The organism is Streptomyces sp. NPDC002690 (genome assembly GCF_053592415.1).
Genome location: NZ_JBSFVR010000170.1, coordinates 1 through 15,456, shown reverse-complemented (window position 1 = coordinate 15,456; position 15,456 = coordinate 1). Strand labels below are relative to the sequence as shown.

Annotated in this window: 13 protein-coding genes and 1 pseudogene; 11 read left to right on the top strand and 3 right to left on the bottom strand. The window is 73.2% G+C overall.

The features are described 5' to 3' along the window. The 3 genes from ACWD3D_RS21105 to ACWD3D_RS21095 form a co-directional block, all read left to right on the top strand. Positions 1-1,031, top strand: a 1,031-nt coding sequence (locus ACWD3D_RS21105; RefSeq protein ID WP_451462374.1) for a glycerophosphodiester phosphodiesterase, incomplete at its 5' end; no start/stop codon positions are given. A 247-nt stretch (positions 1,032-1,278) separates the two neighbouring features. Then, a complete protein-coding gene (locus ACWD3D_RS21100) occupies positions 1,279-1,791 on the top strand; it encodes an RNA polymerase sigma factor (protein WP_451462375.1) in 513 nt (170 codons plus the stop codon). 37 nt (positions 1,792-1,828) lie between these two features. After that, positions 1,829-2,335: a GNAT family N-acetyltransferase gene (locus ACWD3D_RS21095; RefSeq protein WP_451462373.1), complete on the top strand. Its 507-nt coding sequence runs from the start codon at positions 1,829-1,831 to the stop codon at positions 2,333-2,335. Between the two features lie 138 nt (positions 2,336-2,473). On the opposite strand, the gene ACWD3D_RS21090 is transcribed toward ACWD3D_RS21095, so the two are convergent. Both ACWD3D_RS21090 and ACWD3D_RS21085 read right to left on the bottom strand, forming a co-directional pair. Next, the gene (locus tag ACWD3D_RS21090; RefSeq protein WP_451462372.1) at positions 2,474-2,923 is read right to left on the bottom strand and encodes a hypothetical protein; all 450 of its coding nucleotides are present in this window, start codon (positions 2,921-2,923) and stop codon (positions 2,474-2,476) included. 1 nt (position 2,924) lies between these two features. After that, positions 2,925-3,284 carry a hypothetical protein gene (locus ACWD3D_RS21085; protein ID WP_387371947.1) on the bottom strand — a complete coding sequence of 120 codons (360 nt, stop codon included), beginning with the start codon at positions 3,282-3,284 and terminating at the stop codon, positions 2,925-2,927. 638 nt (positions 3,285-3,922) lie between these two features. On the opposite strand from ACWD3D_RS21085, the gene ACWD3D_RS21080 reads away from it, so the two are divergent. The 8 genes from ACWD3D_RS21080 to ACWD3D_RS21045 all read left to right on the top strand — a co-directional run bounded on the left by ACWD3D_RS21080 (position 3,923) and on the right by ACWD3D_RS21045 (position 15,168). Next, a complete protein-coding gene (locus ACWD3D_RS21080; protein WP_451462371.1) occupies positions 3,923-4,987 on the top strand; it encodes a methionine ABC transporter ATP-binding protein in 1,065 nt (354 codons plus the stop codon). Then, positions 4,984-5,655, top strand: coding sequence for a methionine ABC transporter permease (locus ACWD3D_RS21075; RefSeq protein ID WP_451462370.1), 672 nt, complete (start codon positions 4,984-4,986; stop codon positions 5,653-5,655). The genes ACWD3D_RS21080 and ACWD3D_RS21075 overlap by 4 nt, the downstream gene beginning before the upstream one ends. A 115-nt stretch (positions 5,656-5,770) precedes the next feature. After that, entirely contained in the window at positions 5,771-6,634 is an 864-nt protein-coding gene (locus ACWD3D_RS21070; RefSeq protein WP_451462369.1) for a MetQ/NlpA family ABC transporter substrate-binding protein, read from the top strand. A 137-nt stretch (positions 6,635-6,771) separates the two neighbouring features. Beyond that, positions 6,772-7,410 carry a GNAT family N-acetyltransferase gene (locus tag ACWD3D_RS21065; RefSeq protein WP_451462368.1) on the top strand — a complete coding sequence of 213 codons (639 nt, stop codon included), beginning with the start codon at positions 6,772-6,774 and terminating at the stop codon, positions 7,408-7,410. Between the two features lie 140 nt (positions 7,411-7,550). Beyond that, complete coding sequence (gene cbiE / locus ACWD3D_RS21060) at positions 7,551-8,837, top strand: precorrin-6y C5,15-methyltransferase (decarboxylating) subunit CbiE (RefSeq protein WP_451462367.1); 1,287 nt, start codon at positions 7,551-7,553, stop codon at positions 8,835-8,837. 335 nt (positions 8,838-9,172) lie between these two features. Next, positions 9,173-12,487 carry a nicotinate-nucleotide--dimethylbenzimidazole phosphoribosyltransferase gene (gene cobT / locus ACWD3D_RS21055; protein ID WP_451462366.1) on the top strand — a complete coding sequence of 1,105 codons (3,315 nt, stop codon included), beginning with the start codon at positions 9,173-9,175 and terminating at the stop codon, positions 12,485-12,487. Positions 12,488-12,823: 336 nt separating this feature from the next. After that, positions 12,824-14,071 (top strand): uroporphyrinogen-III C-methyltransferase, encoded by a 1,248-nt coding sequence (gene cobA, locus ACWD3D_RS21050; RefSeq protein ID WP_451462365.1) that lies wholly within the window; start codon positions 12,824-12,826, stop codon positions 14,069-14,071. 284 nt (positions 14,072-14,355) lie between these two features. Continuing rightward, positions 14,356-15,168, top strand: a complete 813-nt coding sequence (locus ACWD3D_RS21045) for a TrmH family RNA methyltransferase (protein WP_451462364.1) — start codon at positions 14,356-14,358, stop codon at positions 15,166-15,168. A gap of 22 nt (positions 15,169-15,190) precedes the next feature. On the opposite strand, the pseudogene ACWD3D_RS21040 reads toward ACWD3D_RS21045, so the two are convergent. Next, positions 15,191-15,456, bottom strand: a pseudogene (locus ACWD3D_RS21040) (serine/threonine protein kinase); the annotation flags it as partial.

The following is a 15,456-nucleotide window of genomic DNA, read 5'->3' as shown; positions in this document are numbered from 1 at the left end:
CCGGGCGCCGCCTGCGCGACCTGCCCGTCCCCACCGTCGTCGGCCACCGGGGCGCCAGCGGCTACCGCCCCGAGCACACCCTCGGCTCCTACCAGCTTGCCCTGGACCTCGGCGCGGACATCGTCGAGCAGGACCTCGTCCCGACCAAGGACGGCCACCTCGTCTGCCGCCACGAGAACGACATCACCGGCACCACCGACGTCGCCTCCCACCCCGAGTTCGCCGGCCGCAAGACCACCAAGACGGTCGACGGGGTCCCGCTCACCGGCTGGTTCACCGAGGACTTCACCCTCGCCGAGCTGAAGACGCTGCGCGCCGTCGAGCGCATCCCCGGCAACCGCCAGAAGAACACCCTCTACGACGGCCGCTGGGAGATCCCCACCTTCGAGGAGGTCCTGCGCTGGGCCGAGGCCGAGGGCCGCAAGCGCGGCAAGCCGGTCTGGCTCTACACCGAGACCAAGCACCCCTCGTACTTCCGGGGACTCGGCCTCGCCCTGGAGGAGCCGCTCGCCAAGCTGCTCCGCCGCTACGGCCGCGACCGCGCGGACGCGGCCCTCATCCTGCAGTCCTTCGAGCCCGACTCCGTGCGGCGCCTCTCCAAGCTGGTCTCCACCCCTCGGATCGTGCTGCTTGCCGGCGCGACCTCGCGCCCCTGGGACTTCACCGCGGCGGGCGACCCGCGCACCGTCGCCGACCTCGTCACCCCGGCCGGCCTGAAGTGGATCGCCTCCTTCGCCCAGGGCATCGGCCCCACCCTCGACCTGGTGATCCCGAGGGACTCGGCCGGACGCCTCGCCGCGCCGACCACCCTGGTCCGGGACGCGCACGCGCAGGGGCTGGTCCTCCACCCGTACACGATGCGCAACGAGAACACCTTCCTGCCCGCCGAGTTCCGCCGGGGTACCGACCCCAACGCGTACGGGGACGCCTTCGGCGCCTTCCGCGCGTACTTCGCGACCGGCATCGACGGCATCTTCTCCGACAACGCGGACACCGCGCTGCTCGCGGCGGCCGACGCACGCCGCGCTTGACGGTCCCCGTCCACCCACCGGGGCAGGGCGGGTCCGCGTCAGCGCCGAACCCGTCGTGCCCCGGTCGGGTGGCACTTCCCGCGTACGGCAACCGCCCCCGCGCGGGACGCGTTGAGCGGGCGTGATCCCCGCCGACCGTGCAACGACCCCAGCCGGCCGTGCGCCGGACGCCGCTCCCTCGGTGACCCCAGCCGTCCCCGCGCCGGGCGGCGACCCCCGCGCGCCGGACGCCACCACCACGTCCACCGTGGTGGTGCTGACGGCCCTGCACCCCCTGGTCCGCGCCGAGGTGAGGGCCGAGGCGGCGGCGGCCGGGGCGGACCCGTCCGACCTCGAACAGACCGTCTGGCTGCGGCTGCTGGAGCGCCTCGCCCTCGGTGCTCCGTTACCCGACCCGGCCCGCTGGGTGCGCGACACCGTGCGCGCCGAGGTCCGCCCGTCCCGCCGCGCCGCTCTGCGCGAACACCCGCACGCCGACGACGGGCCCGCCGCGGGACCCGGCAGCTGTCCCGAACGCGCCACCCTCGGCGCCGACGAACGCCGGGCGCTGCGCGCGGCCGTCGCCCGGCTGCCCGGCCGTTGCGCAGGACTCCTGAACGCCCTGCTCGACCCGGGCGACCGCACCTACCGCGAGATCGCGGAGGAGTTGGGTATGTCACAGGGGAGTTTGGGGCCGATTCGTTCCCGATGCCTCGGATGTCTCCGCAGAATGCTCGCGGCGGAGGTTGCCGCTCCCGAAACGCGGGGAATGGTGCGATGAACAACCGACTTATCAGGTGAGCGGGAGGCACGCACACATGGGCATGAGTGTGATCATCTCGGCGGCGGGGCAGGACGACGCCGAGCAGCTCTTCAGGCTCCAGTACCTCTGTTTCCAGAGCGAGGCGGAGCTCTACGGGAACTACCGGATCGACCCGCTCGTCCAGACCCTGGAGTCCGTCCAGGACGAACTCGCCACCGACCTGGTCTTCGTGGCCCGGCTCGGCGACGAGGTCGTCGGCGCGGTGCGGGGGTTCACCGCGGAGGACGGCACCGGCCGGATCGGCAAACTCTGCGTCCACCCCCGGCTCCAGGGCCACGGCCTCGGCGCCCGGCTGCTGCGCGCGGCGGAGACGGGACTCGCGGCCGAGCGCGCCGCCACCCGCTTCCAGCTGCACACCGGGCACCGCAGCGAGGGCAACCTGCGCCTCTACCGTCGAGCCGGATACGCACAGGTCGGCGCCGAGACCGGCGAGGACGGGGTACGCCTGATCCTGCTGGAGAAGGAAGCCCCGGCGGCCCAGGAGTACCTGGCGAGCGCGTAGCCGCTCCCCGCCCGGAAGGAACGCGAAGTCCCGCCCCGCACGGAACGCGCGGGGCGGGACCGCGCGCTCACCGCGCATCGCCGAGGGACCGCGCCCACCGCATCGCTTCGGGCACGGGCCCCGGGAACGGACCGCGTCTCAGGCCCGCTTGGCCCGGCGCAGCCAGAGCAGTCCGGTGACCGGGAGGATCACCGGGATGAAGACGTAGCCCATGCCGAAGTCCGACCAGACGGTGGCGTCCGCGAAGGCGGAGGGCTCCAGCATCGTCCAGGTGCCGACGATCAGAACGCCCGTCAGCTCGGCCGCGCAGCACACCAGAGCGGCCCGGCGGGCCTTCTCCCCACCGCGCACCAGGGAGTACGTGATGAACCCGTACACCAGCGCGGCGACGGCCGACAGGACGTACGCCAGTGGCGCCTTGCCGAAGTCCAGGATGATCTGGACGATCGCCCGCGAGGCGGCGGCGACGGTGAACACCCCGTAGAACCAGACGAGTACGCGGCCCGGGCCGGTCCCCAGGTCGAACGACGGCTTCGGCTCCGCCGCTCCGGCCGGCGCCGGGGTCTCGGTGCGATCGGTGTCGGTCACGTCAGTTTCCCCAGATGTCGTAGAGCCGCACTTCGAGCACGGCCAGCACCACTGCCCCGGCGGCCACCGTCGCCGAACCCCAGCGGGTCCGCTCGGTCAGCGACAGGAAACCGGCCGCGGGCACGGCCGCGAAGCAGCCGATGAGGTAGCAGATGAAGATCGTCATGCCCTGCTCCGGGCGCTCGCCGCGCGCCAGCTGCACGATCCCCACCACCAGCTGGGCGAGCGCCAGCAGGGTGACGACCGCCATACCGATGAAGTGCCAGTCCTTGGTGGGCTGGTCCCGGTATGCGGCGAATCCGCACCAGGCGGCGAGGGCGAGCGCGGCCACGGCGAGCGTGACCGTCAGGGCGTCGAGCATGAGCCGAGGGTATTACGGTCGCACCCCGTGCCCGCGTCCGGCCCCGCCTCCCGGCGGTCGTACGCGGAAGCGGCGAAAGCGGGGATGCGGCCTCGCGCCGACGGCGGGTGCGGGGCCCCGCAGGGGTTTGGTCGTGGCGTCCGCCACAGACGCCCGGGCCGGACAGCGGTGGGGGATCCGGCCGGAAGAGGCCGGCGAACGGACGCGTTTGTGCAGGTCAGATGGGTGCGCGAAGAAGCGGTGGCGGAGGGTGGCGGTCCATGTCGAGGTGTCCGTCATCCGGACGCGCCGGTTCCGCTCCTCCTCACGTCTGTTTTACTTGGGGCATGACCACGACGAGCAGCCGCACCCTTGCGACCGAGGCGATCAGTACGCCCGGTGCTCGTCGTATGTGTCGAATGCGCGCCATCTGAGGGCCCACGCCAGCGTCTCGCGCCCCGAAGCGAGACCCCGCCGACGTCGTCGCCTCCCGGTCCACCCGGCAGGAACGCTTCGGCCCCGCACGGCCTCGACCGGCACTCCCGTGCCGCGACCGTGCCGAGATCCCGGCCGACGAGGGCCGGTGAGTCTCCCCCGGACGAATGCCCCGTGCCCGGCGCACCACCACGCCGCGAGCACTCGACAGTGACGGAAACCCTGTGATCACCACTTCGGGCCTCACGAAGGTCTACCAGTCGCGCGACCGCGAGGTCACCGCACTCGACGGAGTCGATCTGCACGTCGAGGAGGGTGAGGTCTTCGGCGTCATCGGCCAGAGCGGCGCCGGCAAGTCCTCCCTCATCCGCTGCGTCAACCTCCTGGAGCGGCCCACCTCCGGCACCGTGACCGTGGCCGGTCAGGACCTCACCGCCCTGGCGGGCCGGGGCCGCCGGGCGGGCAAGGAACTGCGCGAGGCGCGCAGCCGCATCGGCATGGTCTTCCAGCACTTCAACCTGCTGGCCTCGCGCACCGTCCAGGGCAACGTGGAACTCCCGCTGGAGATCCTCGGCGTGCCCGGGCGCGACCGTTCCCGCAAGGCACTCGAACTGCTCGACCTGGTCGGCCTCGGCGACAAGGCGAAGGCGTACCCCGGACAGCTCTCCGGCGGCCAGAAGCAGCGCGTCGGCATCGCCCGCGCCCTGGCCGGCGACCCGAAGGTGCTGCTCTCGGACGAGGCGACCTCGGCCCTGGACCCCGAGACCACCCGGTCCATCCTCCAGCTGCTGCGCGACCTCAACCAGCAGCTCGGCCTGACCGTGCTGCTCATCACCCACGAGATGGACGTCGTGAAGACGGTCTGCGACTCCGCCGCGCTGATGCGCCGGGGCCGCGTCGTCGAGTCCGGCACGGTCGGCGAACTCCTCGCCACCCCCGGCTCCGAACTGGCCCACGAACTCTTCCCCGTGGGCGGCACCGCCTCGGCCCCCGGCCGCACGGTGGTCGACGTCACCTTCCACGGCGACTCCACCGGCCGGCCGGTGATCTCCCAGCTCTCCCGTACCTACGACATCGACATCTCGATCCTCGGCGCGGCCATGGACACCGTGGGCGGCAAGCAGATCGGCCGGATGCGCATCGAGCTGCCCGGCCGCTTCGAGGAGAACGTCGTGCCCATCGGGTTCCTGCGCGAGCAAGGGCTGCGGGTGGACGTCGTGGACGAGGCCGCCGCCACCGTGATCCCCGTGCAGACCACCGCCCCGCTCACCAAGGAGGCCGCGAAGTGACCTGGTCCGAAATGCAGCCCCTGCTGACCCAGGGCACCATCGACACCCTCTACATGGTCCTGTGGTCCGCGGTCGTCACCGTCGCCGTCGGCCTGCCGCTCGGAGTGCTGCTGGTCCTCACCGACAAGGGCGGGCTGCTCCAGAACACCGTGGTGAACCGAATCGTCGGCGTGGTCGTCAACATCGGCCGCTCGCTGCCCTTCATCATCCTGCTGATCGCGCTGATCCCCTTCACGACCTGGGTGGTCGGCACCTTCATCGGCCCGACCGCGATGATCGTGCCGCTGGCCGTCGGCGCCATCCCCTTCTTCGCGCGCCTGGTGGAGACCGCCGTCCGCGAGGTCGACCACGGACTCGTCGAAGCGGTCCAGTCGATGGGCGGCTCCATCCCCACCATCGTCCGCAAGGTCCTGCTCCCGCAGGCCCTGCCCTCCCTGATCTCCGGTGTCACCACCACCGTGATCGTGCTCATCGGCTACTCCGCGATGGCCGGCGCCGTGGGCGGCGAGGGACTCGGCTCCAAGGCCGTCACCTACGGATTCCAGCGCTTCGACAACACGTTCATGATCGTCACCGTCGTGCTGCTCATCGTCATCGTGTCCGTCGTGCAGCTCATCGGCGACCTCGCCGGACGCCTGCTGGCCCGCCGGGGCCGCACCACCTCCTGAGGCTTCCGTCCTCCCGAGGCGACAGACTTCCGCCGCGTCCGCTCCTCCCGTACGCGCGGACCGAGCCCGCACTCCTTGTCCGGGCGCTCCACCCCACCCGAAAGAGGCACTTTTCGTGCGCAAGAACCTCAAGCTCTCCGCGGCAGCCGCCGCCACCGCCGCGCTCGCCCTGGGCCTCAGCGCCTGCGGTACGGACTCCGACCCGTCCGCCGGCGGCACCGGCGCGAGCGCCGACACGTCCAAGGCACTCGTCGTGGGCGCGTCCCCGACGCCGCACGCCGACATCCTCGACTTCGTGAAGAAGAACCTCGCCGCGAAGGCCGGCCTCAAGCTGGAGGTCAAGGAGTTCACGGACTACGTCCTGCCGAACACCGCCACCGAGAACGGCCAGATCGACGCCAACTTCTTCCAGCACAAGCCCTACCTGGACGACTTCAACAAGAAGAACGGCACCCACCTCGTGCCGGTCGTCAACGTCCACCTGGAGCCGCTCGGCCTCTACTCCAAGAAGGCCGAGGCGGTCAGCGACATCAAGGCCGGCCAGACGATCGCGGTGCCCAACGACACCACCAACGAGGGCCGCGCGCTCCTGCTCCTCGCCGACCAGGGCCTGATCACGCTCAAGTCCGGTGTCGGCACCGACGCCAAGCTGAGCGACATCACCGACGCGAAGGGCCTGAAGTTCAAGGAGCTGGAGGCCGCCACCGTGCCCCGCGCCCTGGACGACGTCGACGCCGCGGTCATCAACGGCAACTACGCGATCGAAGCCAAGCTCACGCCGTCGAAGGACGCGCTCGCCATCGAGAAGGCGGAGGGCAACCCCTACGCCAACATCCTGGTCGTCAAGAAGGGCGGCGAGAAGGACCCCCGCGTCGAGAAGCTCGCCAAGCTCCTCAACAGCGACGAAGTCAAGAAGTTCATCGAGGACACCTACAAGGGCTCGGTCATCCCCGCCTTCGGTACCCCGGTCTCTTCCTGACCCGTCCCCGGACGCCCACGGAGCCCCGTACCTCCCGCCGAGGAGGTGCGGGGCTCCGCCGTGCGGACCCGCCCATGCGCGGCGCGCGCCCGATACTGCATGCTGTGCCTTTACCGGTCTTCGGCATGGAGCTGCGCATGACTACCACCTTTCCGTCGATCTCGATCAGCACGGACCGACTGGTGCTGCGCCCCTACGACATGTCGGACCTCCCGGCGCTGACCGACATGATGAACGACGAGGCCGTCACCGCCTGGACGGACGGCCCGCAGCCGTACACCCGGATCGACGCCGAGCGCTGGATCCGGCGCATCGCCCCGGGCGAGCGCACCCAGGGCCACGGCATCGTCTTCGCCGTCCACGAGTTCCTCACCCAGCGACTCGTGGGCTCCGTACGGCTGCTGAACACCGACTGGCGCACCCGCTCCACCGAAGTCGTCTACATCACCGCCCACTGGGCGCGCGGCGAGGGATACGCCACCGAGTCCGTACTGGCGCTCGCCGAGTGGCTCTTCCGCGACCAGGCCTTCGAGCGCATCGAGTTGCGCACCCAGGCCGACAACACCGCCTCCCAGCAGGTCGCGCAGAAACTCGGCTGCATCAGCGAGGGCGTGCTGCGCAACGCCCGGATAGCGCGGACGCAGACGGAGGACGGCGGCTGGGCCGACTTCCGCACCGACCTGATCGTCTGGGGACTCCTGCCGGAGGACCTCGAAGGCGTCGCCGAGCAGCTCGCGGACGCGGGCGGCTACGGCACCTACAACGACTGGAACTGACGGGGGAGCGCCGCCCGCGTCCCCTCCGGCCCGGCCCCGGGGGCGACCCGATAACCTCTACCCGGTCCACCGCGCGGGCACGGCCCCGGCGGCGGACGCCCGCTCACGCACCCCCCCACAACTCCAGGAGACGGACGACGATGGCCGACCGCGTCACGGTGATCGGCTGGGACGGCTCACCGCTGACCAGAGCGGCCACGGCAGCACTCTCCGCCGCCACGCTGGTCGCAGGCGCCGCACACCACCTCGCGCTCGCCGAAGTGCCGAAGGACGCCGAACGCATCCGCCTCGGCAGCGTGGACCTCGCGGCCCGGCGCATCGCCGGACACCGGGGGAGCGCCGTCGTCCTCGCGGACGGCGACCCCGGCTTCTTCGGAGTCGTACGCACCCTGCGCGCGCCCGAACACGGCCTGGAGGTCGAGGTCGTGCCCGCGGTCTCCTCCGTCGCCACCGCCTTCGCCCGTGCCGGGATGCCCTGGGACGACGCCCAAGTCGTCGTCGCCCACCCGAAGACCCTGCGACGGGCCGTCAACGTCTGCCGGGCCCACCACAAGGTCGCCGTCCTCACCTCGCCCGGCGCCGGCCCCGCCGAACTGGCCCTGCTCCTCGACGGCATCCACCGCACCTTCGTGATCTGCGAGGAACTCGGCACCGCCCGCGAGCGCGTCACCGTCCTCACCTCCGACAAGGCGGCCGACCACTCCTGGCGCGACCCGAACGTCGTCATCGTCGTGGGCGGCGGCCCCACCACCGCTGCCGCCGGCTGGATCGGCGGCCGTGATCCCGCCCGCCCCGACGGTGTTCGGGGCTGGGGCCTGCCCGAGGACGCCTACCGCCGGGCAGGGAACGCGCCCGCCGGACACGACCGGGCCGGACACGACCACGCCGGACACGACCGGGCGCGACCGGGGCGGAGCACCGAGGGCGAGTCCGCCGGGATGCGCGCCGCCCAACTGGCCCGGCTCGGCCCGCGTACGGGCGACCTGGTCTGGGACATCGGCTCGGGCTCCGGCGCGCTGGCCGTCGAAGCGGCCCGCTTCGGCGCGGCCGTCATCGCCGTCGACCGAGACCCGGCCGCCTGCGCCCGGGCGGCCGCCGCGGCCCGCTCCTTCGGCGTGGCCGTCCAGGTCGTCCAGGGCCTCGCCCCCCACGTGCTCGAACGACTTCCCGAACCCGATGTCGTACGCATCGGGGGCGGCGGCGTTCCCGTGGCCCTCGCCGTCGCCGACCGGCGCCCCGAGCGGATCGTCACCCACGCCTCCACCCGGGACCAGGCGGAAGCCCTCGTCACCACGCTTTCCGGCAGCGGCTACACGGTGGAATGCGCGCTTCTCCAGTCCGTGGACCTCGACACCTCGGTCTGGGAAGAACGCGAACGGTCCGTCGCGTTCCTGCTCTGCGCGGTGCGTTCGGACCTTGCCCCGTGACCAGGTAGCTACAGCGCGGAAGGTAGGCTGGCGGATTGTTGTACCGAACCCGGTCGTTCGTCGCTTCGTGCGTCAATGTCCGGAAAAGGGAGCGCTTTTGTTTCTCCCTGTGGTACGGCACAACCGGGACCGCGCGAAGTGGCGCAGTCCACAGCGAACCGCGGCGCGACAAACCTGTCGCCGTGGCGATCGCCCGCGAGAATATGTAGAGGTCTGCGGGCGTTTCGTGCCGCGCGGCGAGCCCGCTCGTTCTAGTTGACGGGCATCGGCGTGTCGTGACGCGGGCGTCCCGGGCGATGGGCCGAAGGAGCACTGACGATGGGCGAGGGGTACGCATGACTGACACCGGCCAGATCCCGGGCGAGGGACAGCCGGAGAACGCAGGCATGGTGGAGCAGCCGGGCGTCCCCGCCCCGGATGCCTACACCTACCTCGATCCCTCCGAGCAGGCACCCTACGAGGACGACGTGCTGTTGATGCCCGCCGCCCAGGGCTCGTGGAGCGATCCGCAGGTCGTCCCGGCCCCCGCCGCGGACGCCTACCAGCAGTTCCCCCAGCAGAGCACGCACCCCTCCCCGGAGCCCGTGGCCCAGGAGTCCGCGGGCCACGACCCGGGGGCCTTGGACCTCGGCGGGGTACGGATTCCGGCGCCCGCACCCGTCGCCGCGCACGCGATGGCCTCCGCGCCGTCCCGCCGCCCGCTGCACCGCGGACCCTCGGTCGACGGCCCCTCTTACGGCGGGCAGAGCGGTATCGTGCGCTCGCTGGCCGACCGAGGCCCGGCCGGCTCCCCGCAGCCGCCGGCTCCGGCTCCGGCCCGTACGGCGCCCCCGGCCCCCGCGGCACCCGAATACCCGGCGCGCGCCGAGGCCCCCGCGCCCGTGCAGGCCGAGGCTCCCGCGTACACCGAGGTCCCCACGCACGCCGAGGATCTCGCCGCGCAGGCGCTCGTCCTCCCGGGCCCGCAGCTGGGCGAGATCCCGCTCCAGGGTGCCGCCCCGTGGGGTGCGCCCGAGCCGGTGCCCGCCGTCGGCGAGCAGCCCGTCGGGGACGCGGACCCGGCGGAGGCGCCCCCCCTGCCCTCCGAGCCCGCCGAAGCCGCGCTCGTGGAAACCCCGTACGCCGAAGCCGCGCCGGCCGGGATCGTTGCCGCCGAAGCGGAGCCGACGGCGACCGCCCCGGCGGACTTCGTACCGGCCCAGGCGCTCCCGCGGGCCGCACCGGAATTCGAGCCCGCGCCCGAGGCGGCGCCGGGCTTCGAGCCGGCCGCCGCCGCCCAGGAGTTCACGCCGGTTCACGCCCTCGCGAAGGCGCCCGCGGAGATCGCGGCCGAAGCCCCGGCGGACGTCCCGTCGGCGGGCCCGGAAGAAACGGTCGTCCCCGGCGCCCCGGCGCCGGTCTTCGCGCCCGACGCCGCCCAGGAGCCGTACTTCCCCGTGCAGGGTGAGGTGCCCGCCACCGGGTTCACCGCGGTCCAGCCGCCCGAACAGGCCCCCGCCGAGCCGATTGTCGCGGAGCCGGCCGTCGAGCCGGTCCAGGCCGTCGAGCCGGTCCTGGCCGAGCCCGCCGCCTTCGACGACGCCGCCGCCCTCCCGGAGCCCACCGCATCGGTCGACGGCGCCCAGGAGTTCGCCGCGCCGCAGGCCGCCGGAGCGCCCTGGGCCTCCGAGCCCCCCGTCGCCGGACAGGACGACGGGCCGCAGTACACGGAACCGGAACACCAGAACGTGCGACAGGAACAGCCCCACCCCGCCGAGGCCCCCGAGGCCCCGGTCTTCGCGGTCGAACCGGCCGCCCAGGCCGAGCCGGCCGGACCCGCGACGGACGCCGTCGTGTCCGCCCCCGCCGAGGTGGCGGAAGCGCCCGCCGCCGAGCAGCCGGAGACCGAGTACGCCGCCGCGCCCGAGGAGCCCGCGACCGAGCCGGCCCCCGGGTACGACGACGCGGAGCGCGAGGCCGTGCTGCGCGTCATGCGCGAGCGTCGCGACATCCGCAACGGCTTCCGCAGCGACCCGATCCCGCACGAGGTCCTGCTCCGCGTGCTGGAGGCCGCGCACACCGCGCCCAGCGTCGGCCACTCGCAGCCCTGGGACTTCGTCGTCATCCGCTCGGCGGAGACCCGGCGTTCCATGCACGAGCTCGCCCAGCGCCAGCGTGACGCCTACGCGAAGTCGCTCCCCAAGGGCCGCGCCAAGCAGTTCCGGGAGATGAAGATCGAGGCCATCCTCGACACCCCCGTGAACATCGTCGTCACCGCCGACCCCACCCGTGGCGGACGGCATACCCTGGGCCGTCACACCCAGCCGCAGATGGCCCCGTACTCCTCCGCGCTCGCCGTGGAGAACCTGTGGCTCGCCGCCCGCGCCGAGGGACTCGGCGTCGGCTGGGTCAGCTTCTTCGACGAGCGCGAGATGGTCCGCGCCCTCGGTCTGCCCGAGCACCTCGAAATCGTCGCGTACCTCTGTGTCGGGTACGTCGACGAGTTCCCCGAGGAGCCCGAACTGATGCAGGCCGGCTGGTCCAAGCGACGCCCGCTCTCCTGGGTGGTCCACGAGGAGACCTACGGCCGCCGGGCGCTGCCCGGCGAGGAGCCGCACGACCTCCTCCAGGAGACCATCGCCAACATCCGCCCGCTGGACGCCAAGGCGCTCGGAGAGGCGTGGGAGCGGCAGAAGCGGATGACCACGCCCGCCGGCGCGCTCGGCATGCTGGAGATCATCTCCGCACAGCTCGCCGGGCTCTCCCGGTCGTGCCCGCCGCCGATCCCGGAGCCCGCGGCCGTCGCGATCTTCGCCGGTGACCACGGCGTGCACGCCCAGGGGGTGACGTCCTGGCCCCAGGAGGTCACCGGCCAGATGGTGGCCAACTTCCTGGCCGGCGGCGCGGTCTGCAACGCCTTCGCGAGCCAGGTCGGTGCCGAGGTCTGCGTCGTGGACGTCGGCGTCGCCACCGAACTCCCCGCCACTCCCGGCCTGTTGCCCCGCAAGGTGCGGCCCGGCACGGCGGACTTCACCACCGGCCCCGCGATGAGCCGCGAGGACGTCCTCGCGGCGATCGAGGTCGGCATCGAGACCGCCCGCGACCTGGTCGCCGCCGGCAACAAGGGCCTCCTCATCGGAGAGATGGGCATCGCCAACACCACGGCGTCGGCCGCCCTCATCTGCGTCTACACCGGTGCCGACCCCTCCGAGGTCACCGGCCGGGGCACCGGCATCAACGACGAGATGCACGCCCGCAAGGTCGACGTGGTGCGCCGCGCCCTGGAACTGCACCAGCCCGACCCGTCCGACCCGATCGGCGTGCTCGCGGCCGTCGGCGGCCTGGAGCACGCGGCCATGGCCGGGTACCTCCTGGGCGGCGCCTCGCTGCGCACCCCGGTCATTCTGGACGGCGTGAGCGCAGGTGCCGCCGCCCTGGTCGCCCGCGCCATCGCCCCCGAGGCGCTGGCCGCCTGCATCGCGGGTCACCGCAGCGCTGAGCCCGGCCACGTGGCCGCGCTCAACAAGCTGGGCCTGCGCCCGCTGATCGACCTCGACCTGCGCCTCGGCGAGGGCACGGGCGCCCTGCTCGCGCTCCCGATCGTGCAGAGCGCCGCGCGCGCCATGCACGAGGTGGCGACGTTCGACTCGGCGGGCGTCACGGAGAAGTAGGGCGTGTTCCGAAAGCCCCGCCGGAACCGCCCTCCGGGCGGACCGCGCCACTCTTGAGACACGGCCCCGTACCGGGGGCCGCCCCGGCCGGGCCCTCACGCCCGCCCGGGGCGGCCCCGGGGTACTGGGGCCCTGCCCTCCGGCGGCACCACCCCGTATGGTGGTCCCCGCCCCACCTGCTGAACCCGCACGTCACAGCGCACGTCACCAGCCGCTCCAGAGCCGCAGCGGCAGCCCCGACCGCCGCCGCGTCCCGTACGCCGGACCGGACGGACCCCCCGTACGGCGCCGCACCGCGCCGTACGCACCGTTCCCTGCCGAGGAGCCAGCACCGCCATGGCCGAGCACGTCGATCACCCCGCGTACCCCGTCGGACTGCGCCTGAGCGGGCGCCGCGTCGTCGTCGTCGGCGGCGGCCAGGTCGCGCAGCGCCGCCTCCCCGCGCTCATCGCGACCGGGGCCGACATCACCCTCGTGTCGCCCTCCGCCACCCCTTCCGTCGAGGCGATGGCCGACGCCGGTGAGATCCGCTGGGAACGCCGCCGGTACACGGACGGCGACCTCGCCGACACCTGGTACGCCCTCGTCGCCAGCAGCGACCCCGCCGCCAACGCCGCCGCCTCCGCCGAGGCCGAGCGGACCCGCACCTGGTGCGTCCGCAGCGACGACGCCGAAGCGGCCACCGCCTGGACCCCCGCCACCGGCCGCAGCGAGAACGTCACGGTCGCCGTGCTCACCACCACCTCCCGGGGCCGCGACCCCCGCCACTCCGCCGCCGTGCGCGACGCCATCGTCGAAGGGCTCCGCGACGGCACCCTCGCCGCCCCGCACCACCGCACCCACACCCCGGGCGTCTGGCTCGTCGGCGGCGGCCCCGGCGACCCCGACCTGATCACCGTGCGCGGCCGCCGGCTGCTCGCCGCCGCCGACGTCGTCATCGCCGACCGGCTCGGCCCCCGCGACCTCCTGGACGAACTGCCCCCGCACGTCGAGGTCATCGACGCCGCGAAGATCCCCTACGGCCGCTTCATGGCCCAGGAGGCGATCAACCGGGCTCTCATAGAACACGCGAAGGCGGGCAAGGCCGTCGTCCGGCTCAAGGGCGGCGACCCGTTCGTCTTCGGCCGCGGCATGGAGGAGGCCCAGGCGCTCGCCGCCGAGGGCATCCCCTGCACCGTCGTCCCCGGCATCTCCAGCTCCATCTCCGTGCCCGGCGCCGCCGGAATCCCCGTCACCCACCGGGGGGTCGCCCACGAGTTCACCGTCGTCAGCGGGCACGTCGCCCCCGAGGACCCCCGCTCGCTGGTCGACTGGGAGGCCCTGGCCCGACTGCGCGGCACCCTCGTTCTTCTGATGGCCGTCGACAAGATCGGCGCCATCGCGAAGGCCCTCGTAGCCCACGGCAAGGACCCCGCCACCCCGGTCGCCCTCGTCCAGGAGGGCACCACCGCGGCGCAGCGCCGCGTCGACGCGACACTCGCCACCGTCGGCGAGCGGGCCCTGGCCGAGGACGTACGTCCTCCGGCCGTCATCGTCATCGGTGAGGTCGTCGCCGTCGGACCCGGCTCCCCGGGCCGTGCCTGACCCTTCCCGTCGGGCGGGCGGTGTCCGGCACGGCACCTGAGCCGTGGCTGACCATGCCCGTCGGGCGGGCGGTGCCCAGGCACGGTCGGACACGGCCCAGCGGCGTTGTCGGACCGCCCGTGCACATCCCGTACACGGGCGATTCTCCGCCTTGCGGGGCACCGCACCGGACACCGTCCGCCCATCCGCCGCGCATGGTCGGACACGGCCCACGACACCCACCGCACCACCGGCTACCCCCACCGCGTAACCGGCCGCCCCACCCCGGACAAGGCAGCACTCCTGTGGCAGAGATCATCACCGTCGAGGACCCCGACGACCCGCGCCTGCACGACTACACGGGCCTCACCGACGTCGAACTGCGCCGCAGGCGCGAACCCGAGGAGGGTCTCTTCATCGCCGAGGGCGAGAAGGTGATCCGCCGCGCCGGGCAGGCCGGGTACGCGATGCGCTCCATGCTGCTCACCCCCAAGTGGACCGAGGTGATGGGCGACGTCATCGAGGCGGCCGAATCCCCGGTGTACGTCGTCACCCCCGAACTCGCCGAGCGGGTCACCGGATACCACGTGCACCGCGGCGCCCTCGCCTCCATGCGGCGCGAGCCGCTGCCCGACGCGGCCGGTCTGCTCGCCGGTGCCCGCCGGGTCGCCGTCTTCGAGGACATCGTCGACCACGCCAACATCGGGGCCGCCTTCCGCAACGCCGCGGCCCTCGGCGTCGACGCCGTCCTGCTCACCCCGCGCTGCGCCGACCCCTTCTACCGGCGGGCGGTGAAGGTCTCCATGGGCGGTGTCTTCCAGGTGCCGTGGACCCGTCTGGAGTCCTGGCCCGAAGGCGTCGGGGTGCTGCACGCGGCGGGTTTCACGGTTGCCGCGCTCTGCCTCAGCGACCGGGCCGTCACCCTGGACGAACTCGCCGCTCGCGAGGACGAACGGCTCGCCCTCGTCTTCGGTACGGAAGGGGCGGGGCTCACCCCGAAGACGCTCGCCGCGGTCGACGACCACGTCCGCATCCCGATGGACGCCGGGGTCGACTCGCTCAACGTGGCGGCCGCCTCCGCCGTCGCGTTCTACGCGACCCGTCCGCGCCGGGCCTGACCGCCGCCCCGGTGCGCGGAGGTCAGGGCAGCGGCGTGGCTGATCGTCCGTCCGGCGCCGACTGCCCGCTCCCCGTCGGCACGGGCGGCCCGCCGAGGCCGCGCGCCGGACCCTGGCAGCCCTGCGCGGCCGCGATGCCGAGGGCCACCAGCAGCGTCACCACCACGAAGACGAACAGGCGTTGCCGCAGCAACCGGGGGTTCGCCGGACGCCGCCCGGTCCCGGTGGGCCTGGGGCCGACCAGACCTCGCCCGCCAGCTTGATGCGACCGCCCCTGCCGTCGACGTG